Genomic DNA, 22,114 nt, shown 5'->3' on the forward strand with positions numbered 1-22,114 from the left:
TCAGATAGACAGCTTATTGATGCGTTTGCCGCCGTACACCAGGTTAACGATGGCACGGGTGCCGACGATAGCGGTGAACATGGAAGTCGCAATACCGATAGCCGTGGTAATCGCAAACCCTTTGATCGAGCCGGTACCGACCGCATAAAGAATGATAACTTTAATCAGCGTGGTGACGTTGGCGTCGACGATACTGGAGAAGGCGCCTTTATAGCCTTCATGAATCGCCTGCTGTACCGAGCGTCCGTTACGCAGTTCTTCTTTAATACGTTCGTTAATCAACACGTTAGCATCCACCGCCACCGCCAGCGTCAGCACGATACCGGCAATGCCCGGCATCGTGAGCGTTGCGCCCGGTAACAGTGACATGATGCCGACAATCAGCACCAGGTTGCACAGCAGTGCGCTGGTCGCAATCAGACCAAACTTCTTGTAGAACACCACCATAAAGATGATGGAGGCAATCAGACCCCACAGACAGGCTTCGAGACCCTGCGTGATGTTCTGCTGGCCCATGGTTGGACCGATGGTCCGCTCTTCCACAATCTGGATTGGCGCAATCAGCGCACCGGCACGCAGCAGCAGCGACAGCTGACGCGCTTCGTTCGGGTTGCTGATACCGGTAATTCGGAAGCTATTGCCGAGGCGCGACTGAATGTTCGCCACGTTAATCACTTCTTCCTGCTTCACCAGAATCGCACGACCGTTCGCATCTTTCTTACCGCTGTCCTTGTACTCCACAAACAGGGTCGCCATCGGCTTGCCGATGTTGTCCTTGGTGAAGTTGGACATGATGTTACCGCCGGCGCCATCAAGCGAGATATTCACCTGCGGCTGGTTGTACTCATCCATACTGGACGTCGAGTCGGTAATGTGGTCACCGGTGAGAATCACGCGCTTGTACAGCACCACCGGCTGACCTTCACGCGTCTTTTTCACTTCCGAGTCACCCGGCACGCGGCCGCTGGCAGCTGCGCTCGGATCCACCGAGGTGTTGACCAGGCGGAACTCCAGCGTTGCGGTAGCACCCAGAATCTCTTTAGCACGCGCGGTATCCTGGATACCCGGCAGCTCAACCACGATGCGGTCAGCGCCCTGACGCTGTACCAGCGGCTCAGCCACACCCAGCTGGTTCACACGGTTACGCAGGATGTTGATGTTCTGCTGCACCGCATATTCGCGCGCTTCACTCAGACGCGCATCGGTCATCACCGCACGCAGCGTGTCGCTGCCAGCGCTGGTGATCACCAGGTCGCGATGGCGCGGCGTCAGATAGCTGATGGCCGCATCACGGCTGGCGCCGTCGCGGAAGCGTATTTCGGTGCCGTAGTTAGCGATTTTGCTAACGTTGGTGTAAGGGATATTTTTTTCGCGCAGATCGCTGCGCAGGCCATCAGCGTTCTGCTCCTGCAGCTTACCGAGGGCAGTATCCATGTCGACTTCCATCAGGAAGTGCACGCCGCCGCGCAGATCGAGGCCGAGTTTCATCGGTTCAGCGGCCAGCATGGTCAGCCAGCGCGGTGTGGCAGGGGCCAGGTTGAGCGCCACGACGAAATCTTCGCCCAGCGCATTGGTGATGGCTTCACGCGCGCGCAGCTGAATATCCGTGTTAGCGAAACGGGCCAGAATGGCACCATTTTCCAGCGCGAGGGATTTGCTCTGGATATTGTCTTGTTTTAATACGGTCTGGATCTGATCCAACGTTTGCTCACTGGCGGCGCCACCGCGCGCACCAGTGATCTGAACGGCCGGATCCTCACCATAAAGGTTAGGAAGCGCATACAGCAGGCCGACGAGAATCACGACGACCAGCATGATGTACTTCCACAAAGGATAACGGTTTAACACGGCAGTTCCCTTCGGGAAGAATAAATTACAGCGCCTTCATTGTACCTTTCGGCAGAACGGCGGCCACGAAATCACGTTTAATCACTACTTCAGTGGTGTCGTTCAGGGCGATAGCGATGTAGCCGGTTTCAGCCACTTTCGTTACGCGGCCCACCAGGCCACCGTTGGTCAGCACTTCATCACCTTTGGAGATGGAATCCATCAGCTTTTTGTGATCTTTGGCGCGCTTCTGCTGTGGACGCAGGATCATGAAGTAGAAAATCAGACCAAAAACCACCAGCATGATCACCAGAGAATACGGACTTCCCTGAGACGGAGCGCCAGCTGCGGCCACGGCGTCAGAAATGAAAAAGCTCATTAAATTTCCCTCATTGATAGAATTATCAGACGTTTAACGGTGGAACCGCTTTGCCCGTCCGTTGGTAGAACTCGCTAACAAAGTGCTCTAATTTACCCTCTTCGATGGCCTGGCGTAAACCCGCCATCAGACGCTGGTAATAGCGCAGATTGTGGATGGTGTTCAGACGTGCGCCCAGTATTTCGTTACAGCGATCAAGATGATGCAAGTAGGCACGCGTGTAATTGCGACAGGTGTAACAATCACACTCCGCATCCAGCGGCGCGGTGTCATCTTTGTATTTCGCATTGCGGATTTTCACCACGCCATCGGTGACGAACAGATGGCCATTGCGCGCGTTACGCGTTGGCATAACACAGTCAAACATATCGATACCGCGGCGAACGCCTTCCACCAGATCTTCCGGTTTGCCGACGCCCATCAAATAACGCGGTTTGTCTTGCGGAATTTGCGGACAGACGTGTTCCAGGATGCGGTGCATGTCCTCTTTCGGTTCACCCACCGCCAGGCCGCCCACAGCGTACCCATCAAAGCCAATCTCTACCAGACCTTTAACCGAGACATCACGTAAATCTTCGTAAACCCCGCCCTGAATAATGCCAAACAGCGCATTTTTGTTACCGAGCGCGTCAAAGCGGTCGCGGCTGCGCTGCGCCCAGCGCAGTGACATCTCCATCGAGCGTTTAGCGTAATCCCAGTCCGCCGGATACGGCGTACATTCGTCGAAGATCATCACAATGTCGGAGCCGAGATCGTACTGAATCTCCATCGATTTTTCCGGGTCGAGGAAAATCGGATCGCCGTTGATCGGGTTGCGGAAATGCACGCCGGCTTCGGTGATCTTACGGATATCGCCGAGGCTGAATACCTGGAAGCCGCCGGAGTCGGTCAGGATCGGTCCCTGCCAGTGCATGAAATCGTGCAGGTCGCCGTGCAGTTTCATGATCTCCTGCCCCGGACGCAGCCACAGGTGGAAGGTGTTACCCAGCAGGATCTGCGCGCCGGTCTCTTTCACTTCTTCCGGCGTCATGCCTTTGACCGTGCCGTAGGTGCCGACCGGCATAAACGCCGGGGTTTCCACGACGCCGCGATCAAAGACCAGACGGCCACGGCGCGCGCGCCCGTCGGTGGTATCTAATTCAAATTTCACATTGACCTCTTTCGATAATCAGAGAAACAGTCTGATTACTCAGCCACCAACGATTTCGTCGGGAGCCTGTGGATTACGGGTGATGTACATCGCATCCCCGTAGCTAAAGAAACGGTACTGCTCCGCCACCGCGCTCTGATAAGCCGCCATGGTGTGTTGATAACCGGCAAACGCCGAGACCAGCATAATCAGCGTCGATTCCGGCAGGTGGAAGTTGGTGATCAGCGCATCGATCACCTGATAGTGATAGCCCGGATAGATAAAGATCTGCGTGTCATCGAAAAACGGCGCGATCAGCCCATCCTGGCAGGCCTGCGCTGCGCTCTCCAGCGAACGCACCGAGGTGGTGCCCACCGCCACCACTTTGTTACCGCGCGCTTTGCACGCCAGCACCGCGTCCACCACGTCCTGCGGCACTTCGGCATATTCAGAGTGCATGATGTGATCGTTGATGTTCTCCACGCGCACCGGCTGGAAGGTGCCAGCGCCGACGTGCAGCGTCACAAACGCCATCTCCACGCCTTTTGCCTTCAGCGCCGCCAGCAGCGGCTCATCGAAGTGCAGACCGGCGGTCGGCGCTGCCACCGCGCCGGGGCGCGCGCTGTACACCGTCTGGTACAGCTCGCGGTCAGCTTCCTCATCCGGACGATCGATGTACGGCGGCAGCGGCATATGGCCGACGCTGTTCAGGATATCCAGCACCGCGCGATCGTCCGCAAACTCGATTTCGAACAGCGCATCGTGGCGCGCCAGCATGGTGGCTTTGACGCTTTCGTCGTCGCCCAGCAGTAATTCGGCACCCGGCTTCGGCGCTTTGGAGGCGCGCACGTGCGCCAGCACGCGTTTGTCATCCAGCATGCGCTCAACCAGCATCTCAATTTTGCCGCCGCTGGCTTTACGGCCATAGACGCGCGCCGGAATCACCCGGGTATTATTGAATACCAGCAGATCGCCCGGATTGAGCTTATCCAGCACATCAGTAAACACGCCATGGTTCAGCGCCCCGCTCGGGCCATCCAGCGACAGCAGGCGACATCCGCTGCGCTGCGCCTGCGGATAGTGGGCGATCAAAGATTCCGGTAATTCAAAGGCAAAATCGGCTACACGCATGCATCACTTCTTCAGGACTCAAAAAACAGGCGGCATAGTTTAGCGGAAAAGTGGGCAATTCTGAACAACTGGCTGCGCCGGTGTGATTCTGCCTATAATGCGCCATGAACTTTCTTGCTCACCTTCACCTTGCAACCCTGGCCGACAGCTCACTGCTGGGTAATCTGCTGGCCGATTTCGTGCGCGGCAACGTCGAGGCGCAGTGGCCGCAGCCGGTGGTGGCCGGTATAGCCCTGCACCGACGCATTGACGTGCTGACCGATAACCTGCCGGAAGTGCGCAGCGCGCGTCAGCTGTTCCGCGCGGAAACGCGCCGCGTGGCGCCGATTACCCTCGACGTGATCTGGGACCACTTCCTGGCGCGCCACTGGGATCAGCTGCATCCGGCGCAGTCGCTGTCCGCCTTTAGCGCCGCCGCCGAGCGCGACATTGTGCCGCAGTTGCCCGGCACGCCGACCGATTTTATCGAGCTCAACGCGGTAATGTGGCGCGAACGCTGGTTTGAACACTATGCTGACCCGGCGCGGCTGGCGCGCGTACTAAGCGGCATGGCGCATCGCCGGCCACGGCTGGCGGCGCTGCGCGACTCCTATCAGGATTTTGTCGACCACTACACCCAGTTCGAACCGCTGTTTTTCCAGTTCTATCCACGCCTGATGGCCGCCGCGCGCGCCCGGCAGCTGTGAAGCACAATTTGCCGCTGCCCCGCATTGCCTCCCCTTGCCAGCCGCAGCCATCTGCGGCTTAATGAAGCCTTGCTTAACTTTTGTTAAGCCAGTCACACAGCCATGGCGCTTTATCCGGCGTGGTTCGCCACGTCCATTGCCAGTGAATGATAAGAGGGAAAAATGTCATCAGCTACGCTAACCGAATTAGATGCCCGTTATCACTATGCCTGTGAGGTGGCGAAAACCGCTGCCAGCCGCGCGCTGGCGTGGTATCAGCAGCGCCATCAGCTGGTGGTGGAGCATAAGAAGGATTTGCAGGATGTGGTCAGCGAGGCGGATCGCAACGTTGAGCTGCTGGTAAAACACCTGATTCATGAGCGTTTTCCTGACGATGCGGTGCTGGGTGAAGAGAGCGGCGGTGATGTCAGCGGCGCGCGCTTTATCTGGGTCATCGATCCGATTGACGGCACCAGCAGCTTTCTTAACGGCCTGCACAACTGGTGCGTCTCGCTGGCGATTGTTTGTGACAATCAGCCGGTGATTGGCGTAGTCAGCGATCCTAATCATCAGGAAACCTTCCACGCCTGCCGCGGCAAAGGTGCCTGGGTGAATGACAAGCGCATTCAGGCACACAGCGCGCAGCGGCTCGATCAGGGGCTGCTGGGCCTCAGCAGCTCCAACAGCCAGCCGATTGAACCGCTGACCACCTTTATCAGCCAGTTGCTGGCGCAGGGCGGCATGTTTATCCGCAACGGTTCCGGTGCGCTGATGAGCGCCTGGGCGGCGGCCGGCCGGCTGATTGGCTATTACGAAGCGCATATGAATCCGTGGGATGGCCTGCCCGGCATTGTGCTGATGCGCGAAGCGGGCGGCGTCACCAACGATTATCTCAGCCACCATGGCCTGCAACAGGGTAATCCGGTGCTGCTGGCCAACGCGGTGCTCTATCCGCAGCTCAAAGCGCTGCTGCCGGCACAGCCAACGCTATGACACGTCTGCTGCTGAGCGCGCTGCTGGCTTTGCTGGCGCTCACCGCGCAGGCGCAGCCGCGCTACCAGCTGGAAAAAGTGGTAGAGATCAGCCGTCACGGCGTGCGTCCTCCCACCGCAGGTAATCGTACGGAAATCGAAGCCGCCACCCAGCGCGCCTGGCCGCGCTGGCGCAGCGCCGACGGCGAACTCACCGCACACGGTTATGCAGCGGTCGTGAATAAAGGTCGCTGGCAGGGTGAACACTATCGCCAGCTCGGCCTGATGCGTGCCGGCTGTCCCGATGCCGGGCAAATCTACGTGCGCGCCAGTCCGCTGCAGCGCACCCGTGCCACGGCGCAGGCGCTGCTGCAGGGCGCCTTTCCTGGCTGCGATGTGGCAGTTCATCACGTCGCGGGGGCGGTCGATCCGCTATTTCAGAGCGAAAAACTGCCGTTCGGCCAAACGGATGCTGCCACGGAGCGGGCAGCGGTCGCGGCGCGCGCCGGCGATCTCACCGCACTGCAACAGCGTTTACAGCCCGCCGTGCAGCAGCTCAGGCAGGCGGTGTGTGCGGCAGATTGCCCGTTCTTCGATCGCCCCTGGCAGCTGAAGCAGAGTAAAAGCGGCCATACCTACGTGCAGGGTCTCAGCGTGCTGGCCAGCATGGCCGAAACCTTACGGCTCGGCTGGAGCGAAAATCTGCCGTTCAGCCAGCTGGCGTGGGGCAACATCACCCGGGCGCAGCAGATCAGCGCCCTGCTGCCGCTGCTGACCGCCAATTACGATCTGAGTAATGATGTGCCATATATCGCGCAAAAGCGTGCGTCGATGCTGCTGGACGCGGTGGTGCGCAACCTGCAGGACGATGCGGCGACGCCCTCCCCCCGCTGGCTGCTGCTGGTGGCACACGACACCAATATCGCCATGCTGCGCACGCTGATCGGCTTCAGCTGGCAACTGCCCGGCTACGCGCGCGGTAATATTCCGCCCGGCAGCAGCCTGGTGTTTGAGCGCTGGCGCGATAACCAGACGCAGACGCTGCTGTTGCGCGTCTATTTTCAGGCGCAAAGTCTGGATGCGCTGCGCCAGCTAACGCCGATCGATCGGCAGCACCCGCTGCTGCGCCAGGAGTGGCATCAGCAAAACTGTCGCCAGACGGCGGTGGGTACGCTGTGTCCTTATCAATCGACGCTTGAGCACTGGCGCACCGCCATTGATCAGCGCGCGGTAATCCCCGTGGACTATCCCTGACGCCAGCCGCCGGGTTAAGCCAGACAGATTACGCTGGCTTATTCCTGCAGCGAAATTACAGCAATAAACTGCAAGCTGATGGGCACGGTTATCTGAGACTTTTCTTTTTTTTCCCTTAAAAGCGTTAGCGCTGTAAAACTGCGATATGCTGCACGGGTCAATCATCCCTTAGTAATACCTTTCTCTTTTTACATTTTTCGGCGACAGGATGCGCCGAGCTATTTTTACCCGCAGTAATAAAATCGTAAATTAACATTGAATAACTGGGATCCTGTTATGTCTGTACCTGTCTCGCTGCGCTATCGTCCGGATATCGATGGTCTGCGCGCTGTCGCCATTATATTGGTTGTGCTGTTCCACTGCGGCGTCAGCGCCGTGTCGGGCGGCTTTATTGGCGTCGATATTTTTTTCGTTATTTCCGGCTTTTTAATTGGCGGTATTATCAGTAAAGAAATTACCGCCGGCACCTTCTCGTTTTATCAGTTTTATTTACGCCGCATCCGGCGTATTGCGCCCGCCCTGTTTTTTATGCTGATGGTATTGCTGCTGCTCGGTTATCTGCTGTTATCCCCGCTGGAATTAAGCCAGCTGGCAAAATACAGCATGGCGGTATTTCTCTCGGTGCCCAATATGCTGTTACTGAAGAGCGGCGACTATTTCAGTGCAGATGCCGATCTCAATCCGCTGCTGATGACCTGGTCGCTGGGCATTGAGGAGCAGTTCTATATCGTGCTGCCGTTTATTCTGCTGCTGGCCGCGCGGCTGCGGCGCACAATGACGGGCATGGTGCTACTGCTCAGCCTGCTGTCGCTGGCCGGCTGCCTGTGGTTAACGCCCCTCTCCAGCACTCAGGCGTTTTATCTGCTGCCAACCCGCGCCTGGGAGCTGGGTGCCGGCGTGCTGCTGGCGCTGTGGCAACCCCGCCCCGTCACCGGCCGGCTGGCCAGCCTCTGTCATCTCGCTGGCTGGCTGCTGATCATCGGTGCCACGCTGTTACTCAGCCATAGCGATCGCTTCCCTGGCTGGCTGGCGCTGCTGCCGGTGCTGGCGGCCTGTCTGATGATCGGTGCACGCAGCCCGCTCAATCAGAGGCTGCTGGAGAACGCGCCGATGCGCTTCATCGGTAAAATTTCCTATTCGTGGTATCTGTGGCACTGGCCGCTGCTCAGTCTGGCGCGCATCTGCAGCGATCGGCCGCTCAGCATCTGGCAGGCGTTGAGCATCTGTGCCGTGGCGCTGGTCATCGCCTGGCTCTCCTGGCGCTTCGTCGAACAGCCATTCCGTCGGGCGCGCAGCGGTACGCGCTGGCTGATCCCCGGCTACTGCGCTTCTTCGCTGCTGGCAGCCGGTGCTATGGTGCTGCTGTGGCAGAGCGGTGGCCTGAAATCGCGCGTCAGTGAAGCGGTGATGCTCGGCGACGAATGGAAAGTCGCCGCCCAGCGCGATCCCTGCCTGCTGGATTACGGCGCCACGCGGCCCGCCCGTGATGCGCAGTGCCAGCCGCAGAGTGACACACCGGCGATAGCGCTGATTGGCGACAGCCATGCCGCGGCGCTGGCAGCCAACGTCGCCGATTACGCCCGGCGGCAGCAGAAACCGCTGTTTCAGCTGACCAAAGCCTCCTGCCCTTTCCTGCTTGAGGCCACGCGCGCGATGCCGCAAAAACCGCAGCATGCACAGCAGTGCCTCGATTTTAATCAGCGGGTTCTGCCGATCATCCTGAGCGATAAAATAGACGAAGTGGTGATCAGCGCGTTCTGGGCGGCGGGCCTCAGTGCGCAGCCGGGCAGCGGATTCCGCAGTCTCCGCGATCCGGCGCAGGACAATCTGCAGGCGCTGAAAAGCGGGCTGGATACCGTGGTGGCGCAGCTGCTGGCGGCGGGGAAAAAGATCACCCTCATAGACGATGTGCCGACCATCACGCTCGATCCGCTGCGCTACAGCCATAACCGCAATATGCCGCTGCGCCGCAGCCTCAATAGCTGGCTCAGCGCGCAGGATGGCGCGGCGCTGGCGGCGGAACGCACGCAGCAGATGCAGATGCCAAACGCATCGGTAGCAAATCTGTTAAAGGATTATCAGCAGTATGGCGTACGCGTGTTGTCACTACAGGAGACGTTATGTAATGCGCAGGGGTGTCTGGTCACTCATCAGGGCATGCCGCTCTGGTACGACAACAATCACCTGAATCCGTACGGCGGAGAGATGGCGCTGGGGAAAAACTGGTAATGCACCACGGGCGAAGTCTCGCTTCGCCCGTGGTAAAGTTACTTACGCTTTACGTTTCTTCGCCAGCGGCCACGCCAGCAGCAGCAGAACAATCCACGCAAACCCGACGTACAGCGAGATACGCGTATCCGGGAAGTAGCCAATCAGCGCGATGATAAAGGCAAGGAACAGCACCCCCACCCACGCCGTAGCGCTGCCGCCCGGCAGAGCAAACTGCAGCTTACCGGCCTGCTCTTTGCCGATTTTGTGGCGGAACGCGATCTGCGACAGCAGAATCATAATCCACACCCACACGGTGGCAAACGTCGCCAGCGAGGCAATCACCAGGAACACTTTTTCCGGCATCAGATAGTTGAGGTACACCGCCACCAGCATGGCAAGCATCATCACCAGCACCGTGACCCACGGAATGCCGCGATTCGACACCTTCATAAACATCTTCGGCGCATGTCCCTGCTGCGCCATACCGTGCAGCATGCGGCCGACGCCAAACACATCGCTGTTAATCGCCGACAGCGAGGCAGTCAGTACCACAAAGTTCAGAATGGAGGCGGCGGCGGCGATGCCAAGGTGCTGGAAAGTCAGCACGAACGGGCTGCCTGCGGTACCGACCTGGTTCCAGGGATAGATCGACATGATCACAAACAGCGTGCCGACATAGAACACCAGAATGCGCAGCGGTACGGAGTTGATGGCACGCGGGATCGATTTCGCCGGATCTTTAGCTTCGCCGGCGGTGATACCAATGATCTCAATGCCGCCGTAGGCGAACATCACCATCTGCAGGGACAGCAGCATGCCGACGATACCGTGAGCAAAGAAGCCGCCGTTGGTCCACAGGTTATGGATGCCGGTCGGCTGACCGCCGTTGCCGATACCCCAGAAAATCATGCCGAAACCGGCCACGATCATGATGATGATGGTGGCAACTTTGAAGAAGGAGAACCAGAACTCCACTTCGCCAAACACCTTAACGCTCATCAGGTTGATGGCGCCAATGATCAGCACCACCGACAGCACCCAAATCCAGTGCGGCACCTCCGGGAACCACACGCCCATGTAGATACCAAAAGCCGTGACGTCGGCGATCGCCACAATCAGGATTTCAAAGCAGTACGTCCAGCCGGTGATATAGCCCGCCAGCGGTCCGAGGTAATCCTGCGCGTAGCGTGAAAACGAGCTGGCCTGCGGATTGTTAACCGACATCTCGCCTAGCGCGCGCATGATGATATACGCCACGGCGCCGCCGATGATGTAGGCCAGCAGTACGCTGGGGCCTGCCATTTTGATGGCATCTGCCGAGCCGTAAAACAGCCCGGTGCCGATCGCCGATCCCAGCGCCATAAAACGGATGTGGCGCGTGCTCAGTCCGCGTTTGAGCTTATTGGTTTCTTGCATAACAAACAGTACCTGTGGAAATGAAAAAACCACGGGCAAGCCCGTGGTCGGAATTAACAGCGATGTCGCTTACTGGTGAACGGCAACCTGCTCACGCCCTTTCACCCGGTCAACCACCGCAGCAATCACCAGCATCGCCAGCGACGGCGGCAGCCAGGAGAGTCCCTGATCGGCCAGCGGCAGATGCTGGCTAAACAGCGGCAGCGCATCTTTAAAGCTGGTGGTTTTGATGGCGTCGACGATACCAAACAGCAGGCTGATCAGCATGGTTGGCGCAATGATGCGCGTGCTGCGATTCCACCAGCTCAGGGTAAAGCTCAGCACCACCAGTACGATGCACGGCGGATAGATAGCCGTCAGCACCGGAATCGAAATCTGAATCAGGTGGCTGAGACCGAGGTTCGACACCAGCATGGCGAACAGGCCGAGAATAAACACCAGCGCTTTATACGACAACGGCAGGTATTGCGCAAAGAATTCTGCGCAGGCGCAGGTCAGGCCCACCGCCGTAACCATACAGGCGACGAAAATCAGTGCGGCGAGGAAGACGCTGCCCATGCCGCCGAAGGTCTGCTGCACGTAAGCATGCAGAATCGCCGCGCCGTTGGCGTTCTGATCGACAATCGCGCCGCTGCCGGAGCCCAGCTTGAACAGGCTGAGGTACACCAGCGTCAGGCCAACACCGGCGATCACGCCAGCCAGCATGGTATAGCGCGTCAGCAGTTTGCTGTCTTCCACGCCACGCGAACGCGCCGCATTAACGATGACGATACCGAACACCAGCGCGCCGAGCGTATCCATGGTCAGATAGCCGTTCACGAAACCGCTGGAGAAGGCCGCACGCTGGTAGTCGGCGGTGGCCGGCGAAATGCCGCCAGCCGGCCACAGCAGCGCCGCGACGCCCAGAATGGTCAGCGCGACAATTTTCAGCGGCGCGAGGAAGTGCCCGACGGTGTCCAGCAGCTTGCCCGGATAGAGCGAAATGCCGATCACCAGCGCGAAGTACACCAGGCTATAGATAAACAGCGGCAGCGGGCCGTCGCCGGTCAGTGGCGCAATCCCGACTTCAAATGAAACGGTCGCGGTGCGCGGCGTGGCAAACAGCGGGCCGACGGCGAGATAGCATACGGTGGCGAGCAGCAGACCGGCCGCTTTACCAATCGGTGAGCTGAGCGCATCAATACCGCCGCCAACGCGCGCCAGCGCGATCACGGTCATCACCGGTAAACCAACCGCGGTGATCAGGAAGCCGAAGGCGGCAATCCAGACATGTTCACCAGACTGAATACCGACCATAGGCGGGAAAATGATGTTTCCTGCGCCAACGAACAGGGCAAAGGTCATGAAGCCCAGCGCCAGGATATCCCTGGAGGTTAAACGATGTGTCATAAACTTCTGTACTGCCTGTAGCTGATGTTGCGGTGGAAGTTGGGTTTGTGTTGTCCCCTGAATGCGCGAAAACAATGGCTTAACTGGCTTGACCAGTGCGTTATGCGGGCCGAATCGGTACAGCGCAGGTGATTTAAACTGCTTTTCTTCTGTTCACAGAGGGATGAATCGACAACGGCGCAAATTAAAACGTTTATAGCGAAGAAAGGCAATACGGGATCGGAAAACCAGAAGGATATAACAGGAAAGCGTCAGAACGCAGTGGATAAGCAGGAAATAGTCGGAAAACACCTGAGATGATTTGCTTAAAGTTTCTGCAAAGCGGGCGATCTCCTTGCAGAAACCGCCGCAGGGATGCACAAAAGGCGCGCTTTACGCGCCTGTTTGCACAACTTTACAGCATCACCACACCTGTTGTGCGATGTCGACAACCAGACGAATCTTCTGCCACTGCTGCGCTTCGGTCAGGCTGTTGCCCTCTTCCGTTGACGCAAAGCCACACTGCGGGCTGAGGCAAATCTGGTCGAGGCTGACAAACTGCGCCGCTTCCTGCAGGCGCGCCTTCACCTGTGCAGCGTCTTCCAGCTCGCCGGTTTTGGTGGTGATCAGCCCTAATACCACCTGCTGATGACCCGGTTTGATGAAACGCAGCGGCTCAAAGCCACCGGAGCGCTCATTATCGTACTCGAGGAAAAACGCGTCGATGTTCACGCTGCCAAACAGAATTTCCGCCACCGGCTCGTAGCCGCCTTCCGAGATCCAGGTCGAGCGGAAGTTACCACGACACACGTGCAGGCCGACGGTGAGATCCGCCGGTTTATCTTCCAGCGCGCGATTCAGCACCTGCGCATAAATGTGCGCCAGCTGTTGCGGATCTTCACCGCGCTCGCGGATTTGCTGCTGCTGATCGCCTGAACACAGGTACGCCCACACGGTGTCATCCAGCTGCAGATAGCGGCAGCCAGCGTCGTAAAACGCCTTGATCGCCTCCTTGTAAGTCTGTGCCAGATCGGCGAAGTACTGCTCCAGATCCGGATACACCGTGGCATCAATCACTTTACGGCCGCCGCGGAAGTGCAGCACGCTCGGGCTGGGAATGGTCATTTTCGCCACCGCATCGCCAGCCACGCTTTGCAGGAAGCGGAAATGGTCCAGCATCGGATGCTGCGGGTTAAAAGCGACTTTGCCGGTGACCTTCACGCCGTGCGCTTTGGTCTGCACGCCGTTGAACTGAATGCCCTGATCGGCCTCGAACAGCTCGACGCCGTGCAGATGGCCAAAGAAATCAAAGTGCCACCAGGCGCGGCGGAATTCACCGTCGGTCACCACCTGCAGACCGCTGGCGCGCTGCTGCTCCACCACCTGGCGAATCGCATCGTCTTCTACCTGACGCAGCTGGTCGGCGCTGAGGGTGCCACTGGCGAACTGCTCGCGTGCCTGCTTAATGGCAGTGGGACGCAGAAAACTGCCGACGGTATCGGCGCGGAACGGGGCGGTGTTGCGTTGCATATTCACTCCTGCACTGACACATAATTGCGTCAGGGTATAATTGCGTATGGTTATTTTTGGCCATCTGGATGGCTATATGTCCATAAGAGTGACATGCCGCCCCACCGGCGGCAATGGAAGAAAATTCAGGGGACGTGAAAAAAATTCATGATCGGTCAGCGTGAATTAGTTTTGCGCAATCGCCGCGCGCGCCTGCGCGATCTGGCTGTCGGACAGCGGCAGGTAGCCAGCCTCCGTTACGCGGCGCTGGCCCTGCGCAGAGAGCACCTGCTGCAGAAAGGCGGCGACCAGCGGCGGCAGCGGTTTGCCGGGCGCCTTGTTAACGTAAATATACAGCGGGCGCGACCACGGATAGCGGCCGCTGCGGATCGATTCGGCATCCGGCATGACGCTGTCGCCGCTGGCGGTGACGATCGGCAGGGTTTTCACGCCGCTCAGGTGAAAGCCAAAGCTGGCGTAGCCGATGCTGTTCGGCGTGCTGGCGACCGCCTGCACCACCGCCGCCGAGCCGGGAAACTCCGCGACGTCAGCGCGGAAATCGCCGCGACACAGCGCCTGCTGCTTGAAGAAGCCCCAGGTGCCGGAAGCGGAGTTACGGCCAAAGCGCTGAATACTGCGCGTTGCCCAGTTCGCCGTATGCAGACCAACATCGCCCCAGCGCTGTGGCACCTGCTGTGCGCCGCATAGCCGCGTCACGGAGAACAGCGCATCCAGCTGCGGCTGACTGATGGACGGCAGCGGATTGTCCTGATTAACCACCACCACCAGCGCATCCATCGCCACCGGCACCGCCAGCGGCGCATAGCCATAGCGCGCGATAAACAGCTGACGCTCATCCACCTGCATCGGCCGGCTCATAGCGCCAAGCTGAGCGGCCCCGGCGGCCAGCGCGGTCGGCGCCGTCGACGATCCCGCCGCCTGCACCTGCACGTTGACACCCGGCGACTGACGGCTGAAATCTTCGCCCCACAGCGTCATCAGATAGCCCAGCGTGTCCGAGCCCACGCTGCTCAGGTTGCCAGTCAGCATGCTTTGCTGAGCCGTCGCCAGCAGTGGGCACAGTAATAAAAGAGAGAGCAGCAGCGATTTCATCACAGAGTCCGGTGGCGTTTACTGCGCCACATTCTCGCGGATTCCGTTCGCCACAATCAAGCGCGGTGGCAGCACGAAGCGGAAGCAGGTTTCCTGATGCGGCACGCTGCTGATCTCCAGCCGCGTGGTGTGGTGGCCGAGCGCATGCTTAACAATGGCCAGCCCCAGCCCGCTGCCGCCGGTGGCGCGCGAGCGCGCTTTATCCACGCGGTAGAAGCGTTCGGTCAGGCGCGGCAGATGCTCCTCGCTGATGCCGGGCCCGTTGTCGCACACTTTAAATTCGGCGCCCTGTTTGGTGCGCAGCCAGCTGATGTCGATGCGCGTGCCATCCGGCGTGTGGTTCACCGCGTTATACACCAGATTGGAAATCGCGCTGCGCAGCTGTTCATCATTGCCGAACACCTTCAGATGCGGGTCGGTGTGGAAATGGATGCTGTGGCGGCCCTGGCTGAGGGTTTCCGCCTCGCGCTGTAACAGCAGCAGCATGGTCGGCACATCCACCGTCTCTTTCAGATCAATGGCGGGGGCCGCTTCGATGCGTGACAGCGTCAGCAACTGCTTCACCAGGCTGTCCATGCGTCGCGTCTGCTCCTGCATGGTACTGAGCGCCTTGCTGCGGGTGCGCTCGTTCATCCCGGCATCGTCCATCATCTCCAGATAGCCCTGCAGCACCGTCAGCGGGGTACGCAGTTCATGGCTGACGTTGGCGAAGAAGTTACGCCGCGCCCCTTCCAGCTGGTGCATCTGGGTGACGTCACGCGCCACCATCAGCCACTGCCCTTCGCTGTAAGGCATGACGCGGAACTCCATGTGATGCTGATTATTGAGCACCAGCGTCAGCGGCTTGTTGAAGTCGCGCTGGCGGATATAGCGGGAGAATTCAGGGTAGCGCAGCAGGTTGAGGATATTCTGGCCGTTATCTTCCGGCCAGCGCAGCCCGAGATGCTGCTGGGCCAGACCGTTACACCAGAAAATGGTGCCCTCTTCGGTGGTGAGCACCACCGCGTCCGGCAGCGACTCGGCCCCGCTGCGAAAGCGTTTGATCAGATTGCCCAGCTCGCGCCGGCGGCGGCGATTGCGCAACTGCATTTGATACAGGCCGTAAAACAGCGGTTCCCAGCTGCCGCGCCCGGTGGGCGGCGTCATTGAACGATCAATCCACAGCCAGTGCGACAGCCGCATCAGATTTTTGAAGTGCCAGAACAGCACGCCGCACACGGCCAGTAACAGCCACCACGGCAGATAGCCAACCAGCAGCCCCAGCACCAGCGCAGGCAGACACACCAGCGCCAGCTCGGTCAGTAATCTCTTCCAGGAGAGTCGTTCCAGCACGGTAAAAGACTCCGTTTAGTAGCGGGCAGAGAAACGATACCCTGTTCCGCGAACGGTTTGTACCATGCGATCGTGGCCGGAAACTTCCAGTGCTTTACGTAAACGACGGATATGCACATCCACGGTGCGGTCTTCCACATACACGTTAGTGCCCCATACGTGATTCAGCAGCTGTTCGCGGCTGTATACGCGCTCCGGATGCGTCATAAAGAAGTGCAGCAGTTTGTATTCGGTCGGTCCCATTTCCAGCGGCGTGGTTTCGGACATCACGCGATGCGAGGAGGGATCGAGGCTCAGCCCCTGCATCTCAATCACCTCTTCCACCGCCATCGGTGAGATGCGGCGCATCACGGCTTTAATGCGCGCCATCAGCTCTTTGGGCGAGAACGGCTTGGTGATGTAATCATCGGCGCCCACTTCCAGCCCGCGCACGCGATCTTCCTCTTCGCCGCGCGCCGTCAGCATCATCACCGGAATATCACGCGTCATGGCTTCACGCTTTAAATGTTTGATGAACTGAATGCCGCTGCCGCCGGGTAACATCCAGTCCAGCAGAATCAGATCGGGCCAGGGTTCGATCAGCTTGCCAATCGCGCTGTCATAGTCCTCAGCCTCAATCGGCTGATAATCGTTTTGTTCCAGCACGAAACATAACATTTCACGGATGGGAGCTTCGTCTTCCACAACCAAAATGCGCTTAGCCATTATTACTCCTGCGATTGTGACGGCATGTCACGGGGGTTTGCGGCGCCATTATGCGTCAGTTTTGTGACACTTTTATGAAAAACCCACCTCATGATAATCAGATAAAAAGCGCAATTGTGACAACCGGTTTCGCTTTTTTTTCATTGCGTTGTTAAGCGGTTATACTGCCGCTTTGCGATAGCAGGCACGGAGCATTCATGCGCATTATTCACACCGCTGACTGGCATCTCGGTCAGTTCTTTTACAGCAAAAGCCGCGCCGCCGAGCACCAGCAATTCCTCGACTGGCTGCTGGCCGCGATTGTGCAGCATCAGGTGGATGCGCTGATCGTCGCCGGCGACCTGTTTGATACCGGTTCGCCGCCCAGCTACGCGCGCGAACTGTTTAACCGCTTCGTGGTGGCGCTGCAGCCCAGCGGCTGCCAGCTGATTGTGCTGGCCGGCAACCATGATTCGGTCGCCACGCTGAATGAATCGCGCGAGCTGCTGGCCTGCCTCAATACCCGCGTCATTACCAGCGCCACGCCCGGCGGCGAGCAGCAGGTGCTGACGCTGCAACAGCGTGACGGCACGCCGGGCGCGCTGCTGTGCGCCATTCCCTATCTGCGTCCGCGCGACATCCTGCGCAGCCAGGCGGGTCAGTCCGGTCGCGATAAGCAGCTGTCGCTGCTGCAGGCGATTGAGCAGCACTATCAGCACTGTTATGCCGCCGCCGTGGCGCAGCGCGAAGCCATGGGCAGTACGCTGCCGATCATCGCCACCGGGCATCTCACCACCGTGGGCGTCAGCAAGAGCGATTCGGTGCGTGATATCTACATCGGCACGCTGGACGCCTTTCCGGCGCAGGCCTTCCCGCCTGCCGACTACATTGCGCTGGGCCACATCCATCGTGCGCAGCGCATCGCCGACAGCGATCACATCCGCTACAGCGGTTCGCCGATTGCGCTCAGCTTTGATGAGCTGGGGCGTGAGAAAAGCGTATTCCTGCTGGAATTTAGCACCCGGCTGGAGTCCGTCACACCGCTGGTTATTCCGTCATTCCAGCCGATGCAGATGCTAAAAGGCGCTATGGCGGAGATTGAACAGCAGCTGACCGCGTTTCACACCTATGAAGGCGATCTGCCGGTGTGGCTGGATATCGAAATCACTACTCAGGAGTACCTGAGCGACCTGCAGCGCCGCATCGAACAGCTTACCGAGTCGCTGCCGGTTGAGGTGCTGCTGGTGCGCCGCAGCCGCGATCAGCGTCAGCGCAGTCTGGCACGGCTGGAGAACGAAACCCTGAGCGAACTGAAAGTTGAAGAGGTGTTTGCCCGCCGGCTGGCGCTGGAGGAACAGCTGGAGGATGAACAGCGCGCGCAGTTAACGCAGCTGTTTCGCAGCACGCTGGCGACGCTGGAGGATCCGGGCGCATGAAAATTCTGACGCTGCGTTTTAAAAACCTCAACGCGCTGCGCGGCGAGTGGTTTATCGATTTCCGCCGCGAGCCGTTTGCCAGCAACGGGCTGTTCGCCATCACCGGCGCCACCGGCGCGGGTAAAACCACGCTGCTAGATGCCATCTGTCTGGCGCTCTATCACCAGACGCCGCGCCTTGGTGGCCTGTCGCAGAGCGAAAATCAGCTGATGACGCGTGACACCGCTGAGTGCCTCGCCGAAGTGGAGTTTGAGATCAAAGGTGAAGCCTGGCGCGCCTTCTGGAGCCAGAACCGCGCGCGCGGCCTGGCGGAAGGTAAACTGCAGGCGCCGCGTGTCGAACTGGCGCGCGTGGCGGACAACCAGATCGTCGCCGATAAAGTCGGTGACAAGCTCAAAGCCATCGAAACCTTGTCCGGTCTCGATTTTGCCCGCTTCACCCGTTCTATGATGCTGTCGCAGGGGCAGTTTGCCGCCTTCCTCAATGCCAAACCCGGCGAGCGCGCCGAGCTGCTGGAGGAGCTGACCGGCACCGAAATCTACGGCCACATCTCGATGCAGATCTACGAGCGCTGGCGCACGGCGCGCGCGTCACTCGACACGCTGCGCGCCCGCGCCGGTGCGGTGCAGTTGCTCGACGACGCCCGCCGCGCCGAACTGGCGCAGCAGCTGGAGCAGCTGACCCGCACCGAACAGGATCTGAGCGAGCAGCTGGCGCAGGCCCAGCAGCAGCAGCAGTGGCTGACGCAGCAGCAGCAGCTCAACGCGGAGCAACAGCAGGCGCAGCAGGCGTTGCAGGCTGCCGCCACGGCCTGGCAGCAGGCGGAAAGCGATCGCCAGCGGCTGGCGCGTGCTGAACCGGCGGAGAAGCTGCGCGACAAACTGCAGCAGCGCGAACAGCTGCAGCGCGACCAGCAGACACTGAACCAGCAGGCGCAGCAGTTACAGCAGCAACAGCAACAGGCGCAAGCGGCGCTGCAGCAGGGTGAAAGCCACTATCAGGCCGCACAGCAGGCACGTGAACGCGCGCTGGCCGAACAGCAACAGCTGGAGACGCTGCTGAGCGAACAGGTGATCCCGCTCGATCAGCAGATCGCCAGCCGTGCACAGCAGCTTGAGCAGCAGCAGGCGCTGCTGAGCGAACAGCAAAAAACCCTGTCACTCAGCCAGCAGGCGCTGGATCAGCATCAGCAGGCAAGTGAACGCTTACAACAGCAGCTGGCGCAGCAGCAGGCGTTTCGCCTGAGTGAAGCCGCTGTCGCCCGCTGGGGCGGCGAACTGGCGCGCTGGCAGGCCGAACTCGCCCGGCTTGAAGAGCGTGAGCAAACGCTGACGCAGCTCAGCGCGCAGCAGCAACAACTGCAAAGCCAGCTGGAACTGCAGCAGCAGGCGCTGCAGGCGCGCGAGCAGGCGGCACAGCCGCTGCAACAGGCAGAAGCCGCGGCACAGCAGCAGCGCCAGCAGGCGGAGCAGGTGCTTACTTCGCTGGAGGCGGAGATCGCCAGCCCGGCGTTGCGGACGGCGCTGGCGCAGCATCAGCAGCAGCGCGGCGTACGTCAGCAGCTCAGCCTGCTGGCGGCACAGTGGCAAACGCTCCAGCCGCAGCGCCAGCAGCGTCAGCTTAAACTGCAGCAGTTACAGCAGCATGCTGAGCAGGAAGCGCTGGCGTTGCAGCAGTTGCGCGAGGAGTACAAGCGCGAGCATCAGACGCTGCTGGATGTGCGTCGCCTGTGCGAGCTGGAGCGCACGATTATTCAGCTGGCCGACGAGCGGGCGAAGCTGCAGCCGGAACAGCCCTGCCCGCTGTGCGGCTCCTGCCAGCATCCGGCCATCGACCGCTACCAGCAGTTGCAGCCGGATGAAAATCAGCAGCGGCAGGCGGCGCTGGAAACGCACGTGGCGCAGCTCAGGGAAGCCGGCACCGCGCGGGGCGAGCAGCTTAAACTGTCGCAGCAGCAACAGCAGGCGCTGCAACAGGAAATCGCCGATCTCGACCAGCAGATCGCCGCCACCTGCGAGCGCTGGCAGGCGCTGTGCGGTGAGCTGGCGCTTACCTTCAGCGCTGAACAGCACGCAGAATTCAGCGCCTGGCTGCAGCAGCAGGACGCGCTCGAAGCCCGCCAGCAGCAGCAGTTGCAGGCGCGTGAACAGGCGGCCGTCACGTTGCAGCAGGCTAAAGACGCGCATCTGCAACAGCAGCAGCGCTGGCAGCAACACCAGCAGCAGCAACAGCTGGCACAGCAGCAGCTTGCCAGCGCCCGGCAGCAGCGGGATGAGATCGATCAGCGCGTCAGCGGTGAGCGTCAGGCATGGCAGCAGCAATTGCAGCAGCTGGAACAGCAGCTGGCTGCCCATCAGCTTAGCCTGCCTGCAGCGCCCGAGCGCGCCGGCTGGCTGCAAACGCTGCAGCAGCGCTGGCAGCAGTGGCAGGAAAGTGAGCGGTTACTTGCCGGGCTACAGCCGCAGCTGGCGAAAAGCGAAACGGAAGGCAGCAGCCTGCAGCACACGCTGGCGCGTGAACAGCAGCAGGTCGCCAGCCTGCAGCAAGCCCTTAACCACCTGCAACAGCAGCAGCAGGCCCAGCAGCAGCAGCGCCAGCAGCTGTTTGGCGACCGGCGCGTGGCGGACGCGCGTCAGCAGCAGCACGCCACGCTGCAACAGCATGACCAGGCGCTGGCGCAACAGCTGCAGCGCTGGCAGCAGGCGCAAAGCGAGCTGCACGGCCTGAAAGGTCAGTATGAACAGATTGTCAGCCAGCAGCAGACGCTGGCGCAGCGCGCAGCGGACGCCGAAAGCGCCTTCCGGCAGGCATTGCTGCTCAGTGATTTTGCTGACGAAAGCAACCTGCGCGCCGCGCTGCTGGCGGAAGATGAGGTGCAGACGCTGCGCCAGCGGCTGCAAACGCTGGAGCAGCAGCATCAGCAGCACACCGCACTGCATGTCAGACTGGCGCAGCGGCTGAGCGATCACCTGCAGCAGCGCCCGGCCGCGCTAAGCGATGCCGATGCTGGCTCCATCGCCATCCGGCTGGAGCAGCTGCGCGTGGCGCTGCGTGACAACGCACGCCAGCAGGGGGAAGCGCAGCAGCAGCTGCACAGCGATACCCAACAGCGTCAGCAGCAGCAAACGCTGCTGGCGCAGATCGCCGCTGACGAAGCGGAACTGGCACAGCTGAGCCGCCTCAACGATCTGATCGGGTCGGCCAAAGGCGACAAGTTCCGCCGCTTTGCTCAGGGCTTAACCCTCGATCATCTGGTGTGGCTGGCAAACCGCCAGCTCGATCGCCTGCACGGCCGCTATTTATTGCAGCGCCGCGTCAGCGATGAGCTGGAGCTGGAAGTGGTGGATACCTGGCAGGCCGATGCCACGCGCGACACGCGTACGCTGTCCGGCGGCGAGAGCTTCCTCGTCAGCCTCGCGCTGGCGCTGGCGCTGTCCGATTTGGTCAGCCATAAAACGCGCATTGAATCACTGTTTCTCGACGAAGGCTTCGGCACGCTGGATGCCGAAACGCTGGACACCGCGCTGGATGCGCTGGATGCGCTTAACGCCAGCGGGAAAACCATCGGCGTGATCAGTCATGTGGAAGCGATGAAAGAGCGCATCCCGGTGCAAATCCGGGTGCGTAAAATGAACGGGCTCGGCTACAGTAAACTGGAGCTGCCGGGCGAGTGATGCGTGAAGTGGCGC

Annotated in this window: 16 protein-coding genes; 6 read left to right on the plus strand and 10 right to left on the minus strand. The window is 60.1% G+C overall.

Translation table 11 applies throughout. The features are described 5' to 3' along the window. From secD to queA, 4 genes are read right to left on the minus strand one after another with little or no spacing between them, the layout of a single operon-like run. Window positions 1-1,848, minus strand: coding sequence for a protein translocase subunit SecD (gene secD, locus AC6I8P_RS14080; RefSeq protein ID WP_071813591.1), 1,848 nt, complete (start codon window positions 1,846-1,848; stop codon window positions 1-3). A 25-nt stretch (window positions 1,849-1,873) separates the two neighbouring features. Beyond that, on the minus strand, window positions 1,874-2,206 hold the full coding sequence (gene yajC / locus AC6I8P_RS14085) for a preprotein translocase subunit YajC (protein WP_021507155.1): 333 nt from the start codon (window positions 2,204-2,206) through the stop codon (window positions 1,874-1,876). Between the two features lie 25 nt (window positions 2,207-2,231). Then, window positions 2,232-3,356 (minus strand): tRNA guanosine(34) transglycosylase Tgt, encoded by a 1,125-nt coding sequence (gene tgt / locus AC6I8P_RS14090; RefSeq protein ID WP_021507154.1) that lies wholly within the window; start codon window positions 3,354-3,356, stop codon window positions 2,232-2,234. A gap of 39 nt (window positions 3,357-3,395) precedes the next feature. After that, window positions 3,396-4,466 carry a tRNA preQ1(34) S-adenosylmethionine ribosyltransferase-isomerase QueA gene (gene queA / locus AC6I8P_RS14095; RefSeq protein WP_021507153.1) on the minus strand — a complete coding sequence of 357 codons (1,071 nt, stop codon included), beginning with the start codon at window positions 4,464-4,466 and terminating at the stop codon, window positions 3,396-3,398. 104 nt (window positions 4,467-4,570) lie between these two features. On the opposite strand from queA, the gene AC6I8P_RS14100 reads away from it, so the two are divergent. The 4 genes from AC6I8P_RS14100 to AC6I8P_RS14115 all read left to right on the plus strand — a co-directional run bounded on the left by AC6I8P_RS14100 (window position 4,571) and on the right by AC6I8P_RS14115 (window position 9,585). After that, window positions 4,571-5,152, plus strand: a complete 582-nt coding sequence (locus AC6I8P_RS14100) for an ACP phosphodiesterase (RefSeq protein WP_211725162.1) — start codon at window positions 4,571-4,573, stop codon at window positions 5,150-5,152. A 162-nt stretch (window positions 5,153-5,314) separates the two neighbouring features. Then, window positions 5,315-6,124 carry an inositol monophosphatase family protein gene (locus AC6I8P_RS14105; protein ID WP_058757972.1) on the plus strand — a complete coding sequence of 270 codons (810 nt, stop codon included), beginning with the start codon at window positions 5,315-5,317 and terminating at the stop codon, window positions 6,122-6,124. Next, window positions 6,121-7,356 (plus strand): histidine-type phosphatase, encoded by a 1,236-nt coding sequence (locus AC6I8P_RS14110; protein ID WP_481657793.1) that lies wholly within the window; start codon window positions 6,121-6,123, stop codon window positions 7,354-7,356. Before AC6I8P_RS14105 ends, AC6I8P_RS14110 begins: the two co-directional genes overlap by 4 nt. Window positions 7,357-7,632: 276 nt before the next feature. Further along, window positions 7,633-9,585 carry an acyltransferase family protein gene (locus AC6I8P_RS14115; protein WP_498030677.1) on the plus strand — a complete coding sequence of 651 codons (1,953 nt, stop codon included), beginning with the start codon at window positions 7,633-7,635 and terminating at the stop codon, window positions 9,583-9,585. A gap of 42 nt (window positions 9,586-9,627) precedes the next feature. Here the strand turns inward: AC6I8P_RS14115 and proY are convergent, their stop codons facing one another. The 6 genes from proY to phoB form a co-directional block, all read right to left on the minus strand. Continuing rightward, a complete protein-coding gene (proY, locus tag AC6I8P_RS14120) occupies window positions 9,628-10,983 on the minus strand; it encodes a proline-specific permease ProY (RefSeq protein ID WP_058775216.1) in 1,356 nt (451 codons plus the stop codon). A gap of 69 nt (window positions 10,984-11,052) precedes the next feature. Further along, window positions 11,053-12,372 carry a branched-chain amino acid transporter carrier protein BrnQ gene (gene brnQ / locus AC6I8P_RS14125; RefSeq protein WP_021507147.1) on the minus strand — a complete coding sequence of 440 codons (1,320 nt, stop codon included), beginning with the start codon at window positions 12,370-12,372 and terminating at the stop codon, window positions 11,053-11,055. A 402-nt stretch (window positions 12,373-12,774) separates the two neighbouring features. Further along, window positions 12,775-13,881, minus strand: coding sequence for a cobalamin-independent methionine synthase II family protein (locus AC6I8P_RS14130; RefSeq protein WP_348878597.1), 1,107 nt, complete (start codon window positions 13,879-13,881; stop codon window positions 12,775-12,777). A 165-nt stretch (window positions 13,882-14,046) separates the two neighbouring features. Further along, window positions 14,047-14,973, minus strand: a complete 927-nt coding sequence (locus AC6I8P_RS14135; protein ID WP_058781206.1) for a PstS family phosphate ABC transporter substrate-binding protein — start codon at window positions 14,971-14,973, stop codon at window positions 14,047-14,049. 18 nt (window positions 14,974-14,991) lie between these two features. After that, complete coding sequence (gene phoR, locus AC6I8P_RS14140) at window positions 14,992-16,305, minus strand: phosphate regulon sensor histidine kinase PhoR (RefSeq protein ID WP_021507144.1); 1,314 nt, start codon at window positions 16,303-16,305, stop codon at window positions 14,992-14,994. 15 nt (window positions 16,306-16,320) lie between these two features. Continuing rightward, a complete protein-coding gene (phoB, locus tag AC6I8P_RS14145; RefSeq protein ID WP_021507143.1) occupies window positions 16,321-17,010 on the minus strand; it encodes a phosphate response regulator transcription factor PhoB in 690 nt (229 codons plus the stop codon). Window positions 17,011-17,207: 197 nt separating this feature from the next. Between phoB and sbcD the strand changes: the two genes are divergently transcribed. Next, a complete protein-coding gene (sbcD, locus tag AC6I8P_RS14150) occupies window positions 17,208-18,425 on the plus strand; it encodes an exonuclease subunit SbcD (RefSeq protein ID WP_498030678.1) in 1,218 nt (405 codons plus the stop codon). Beyond that, window positions 18,422-22,099, plus strand: a complete 3,678-nt coding sequence (locus AC6I8P_RS14155; protein ID WP_498030679.1) for an AAA family ATPase — start codon at window positions 18,422-18,424, stop codon at window positions 22,097-22,099. The genes sbcD and AC6I8P_RS14155 overlap by 4 nt, the downstream gene beginning before the upstream one ends. The last annotated feature ends 15 nt before the right edge of the window (window positions 22,100-22,114 follow it).

The sequence above is a fragment of the gamma proteobacterium symbiont of Lampromicra miyakona genome (assembly GCF_059730895.1).

Bases quoted from the DNA above. Each gene is read 5' to 3' on its own strand.
- AC6I8P_RS14100 (WP_211725162.1), top strand. From the start codon at position 4,571: ATGAACTTTCTTGCTCACCTTCACCTTGCAACCCTGGCCGACAGCTCA.
- brnQ (WP_021507147.1), bottom strand. From the start codon at position 12,372: ATGACACATCGTTTAACCTCCAGGGATATCCTGGCGCTGGGCTTCATG.
- phoB (WP_021507143.1), bottom strand. From the start codon at position 17,010: ATGGCTAAGCGCATTTTGGTTGTGGAAGACGAAGCTCCCATCCGTGAA.
- AC6I8P_RS14155 (WP_498030679.1), top strand. From the start codon at position 18,422: ATGAAAATTCTGACGCTGCGTTTTAAAAACCTCAACGCGCTGCGCGGC.
- yajC (WP_021507155.1), bottom strand. From the start codon at position 2,206: ATGAGCTTTTTCATTTCTGACGCCGTGGCCGCAGCTGGCGCTCCGTCT.
- proY (WP_058775216.1), bottom strand. From the start codon at position 10,983: ATGCAAGAAACCAATAAGCTCAAACGCGGACTGAGCACGCGCCACATC.
- AC6I8P_RS14105 (WP_058757972.1), top strand. From the start codon at position 5,315: ATGTCATCAGCTACGCTAACCGAATTAGATGCCCGTTATCACTATGCC.
- AC6I8P_RS14130 (WP_348878597.1), bottom strand. From the start codon at position 13,881: ATGCAACGCAACACCGCCCCGTTCCGCGCCGATACCGTCGGCAGTTTT.
- AC6I8P_RS14115 (WP_498030677.1), top strand. From the start codon at position 7,633: ATGTCTGTACCTGTCTCGCTGCGCTATCGTCCGGATATCGATGGTCTG.
- queA (WP_021507153.1), bottom strand. From the start codon at position 4,466: ATGCGTGTAGCCGATTTTGCCTTTGAATTACCGGAATCTTTGATCGCC.
- AC6I8P_RS14135 (WP_058781206.1), bottom strand. From the start codon at position 14,973: ATGAAATCGCTGCTGCTCTCTCTTTTATTACTGTGCCCACTGCTGGCG.
- AC6I8P_RS14110 (WP_481657793.1), top strand. From the start codon at position 6,121: ATGACACGTCTGCTGCTGAGCGCGCTGCTGGCTTTGCTGGCGCTCACC.
- sbcD (WP_498030678.1), top strand. From the start codon at position 17,208: ATGCGCATTATTCACACCGCTGACTGGCATCTCGGTCAGTTCTTTTAC.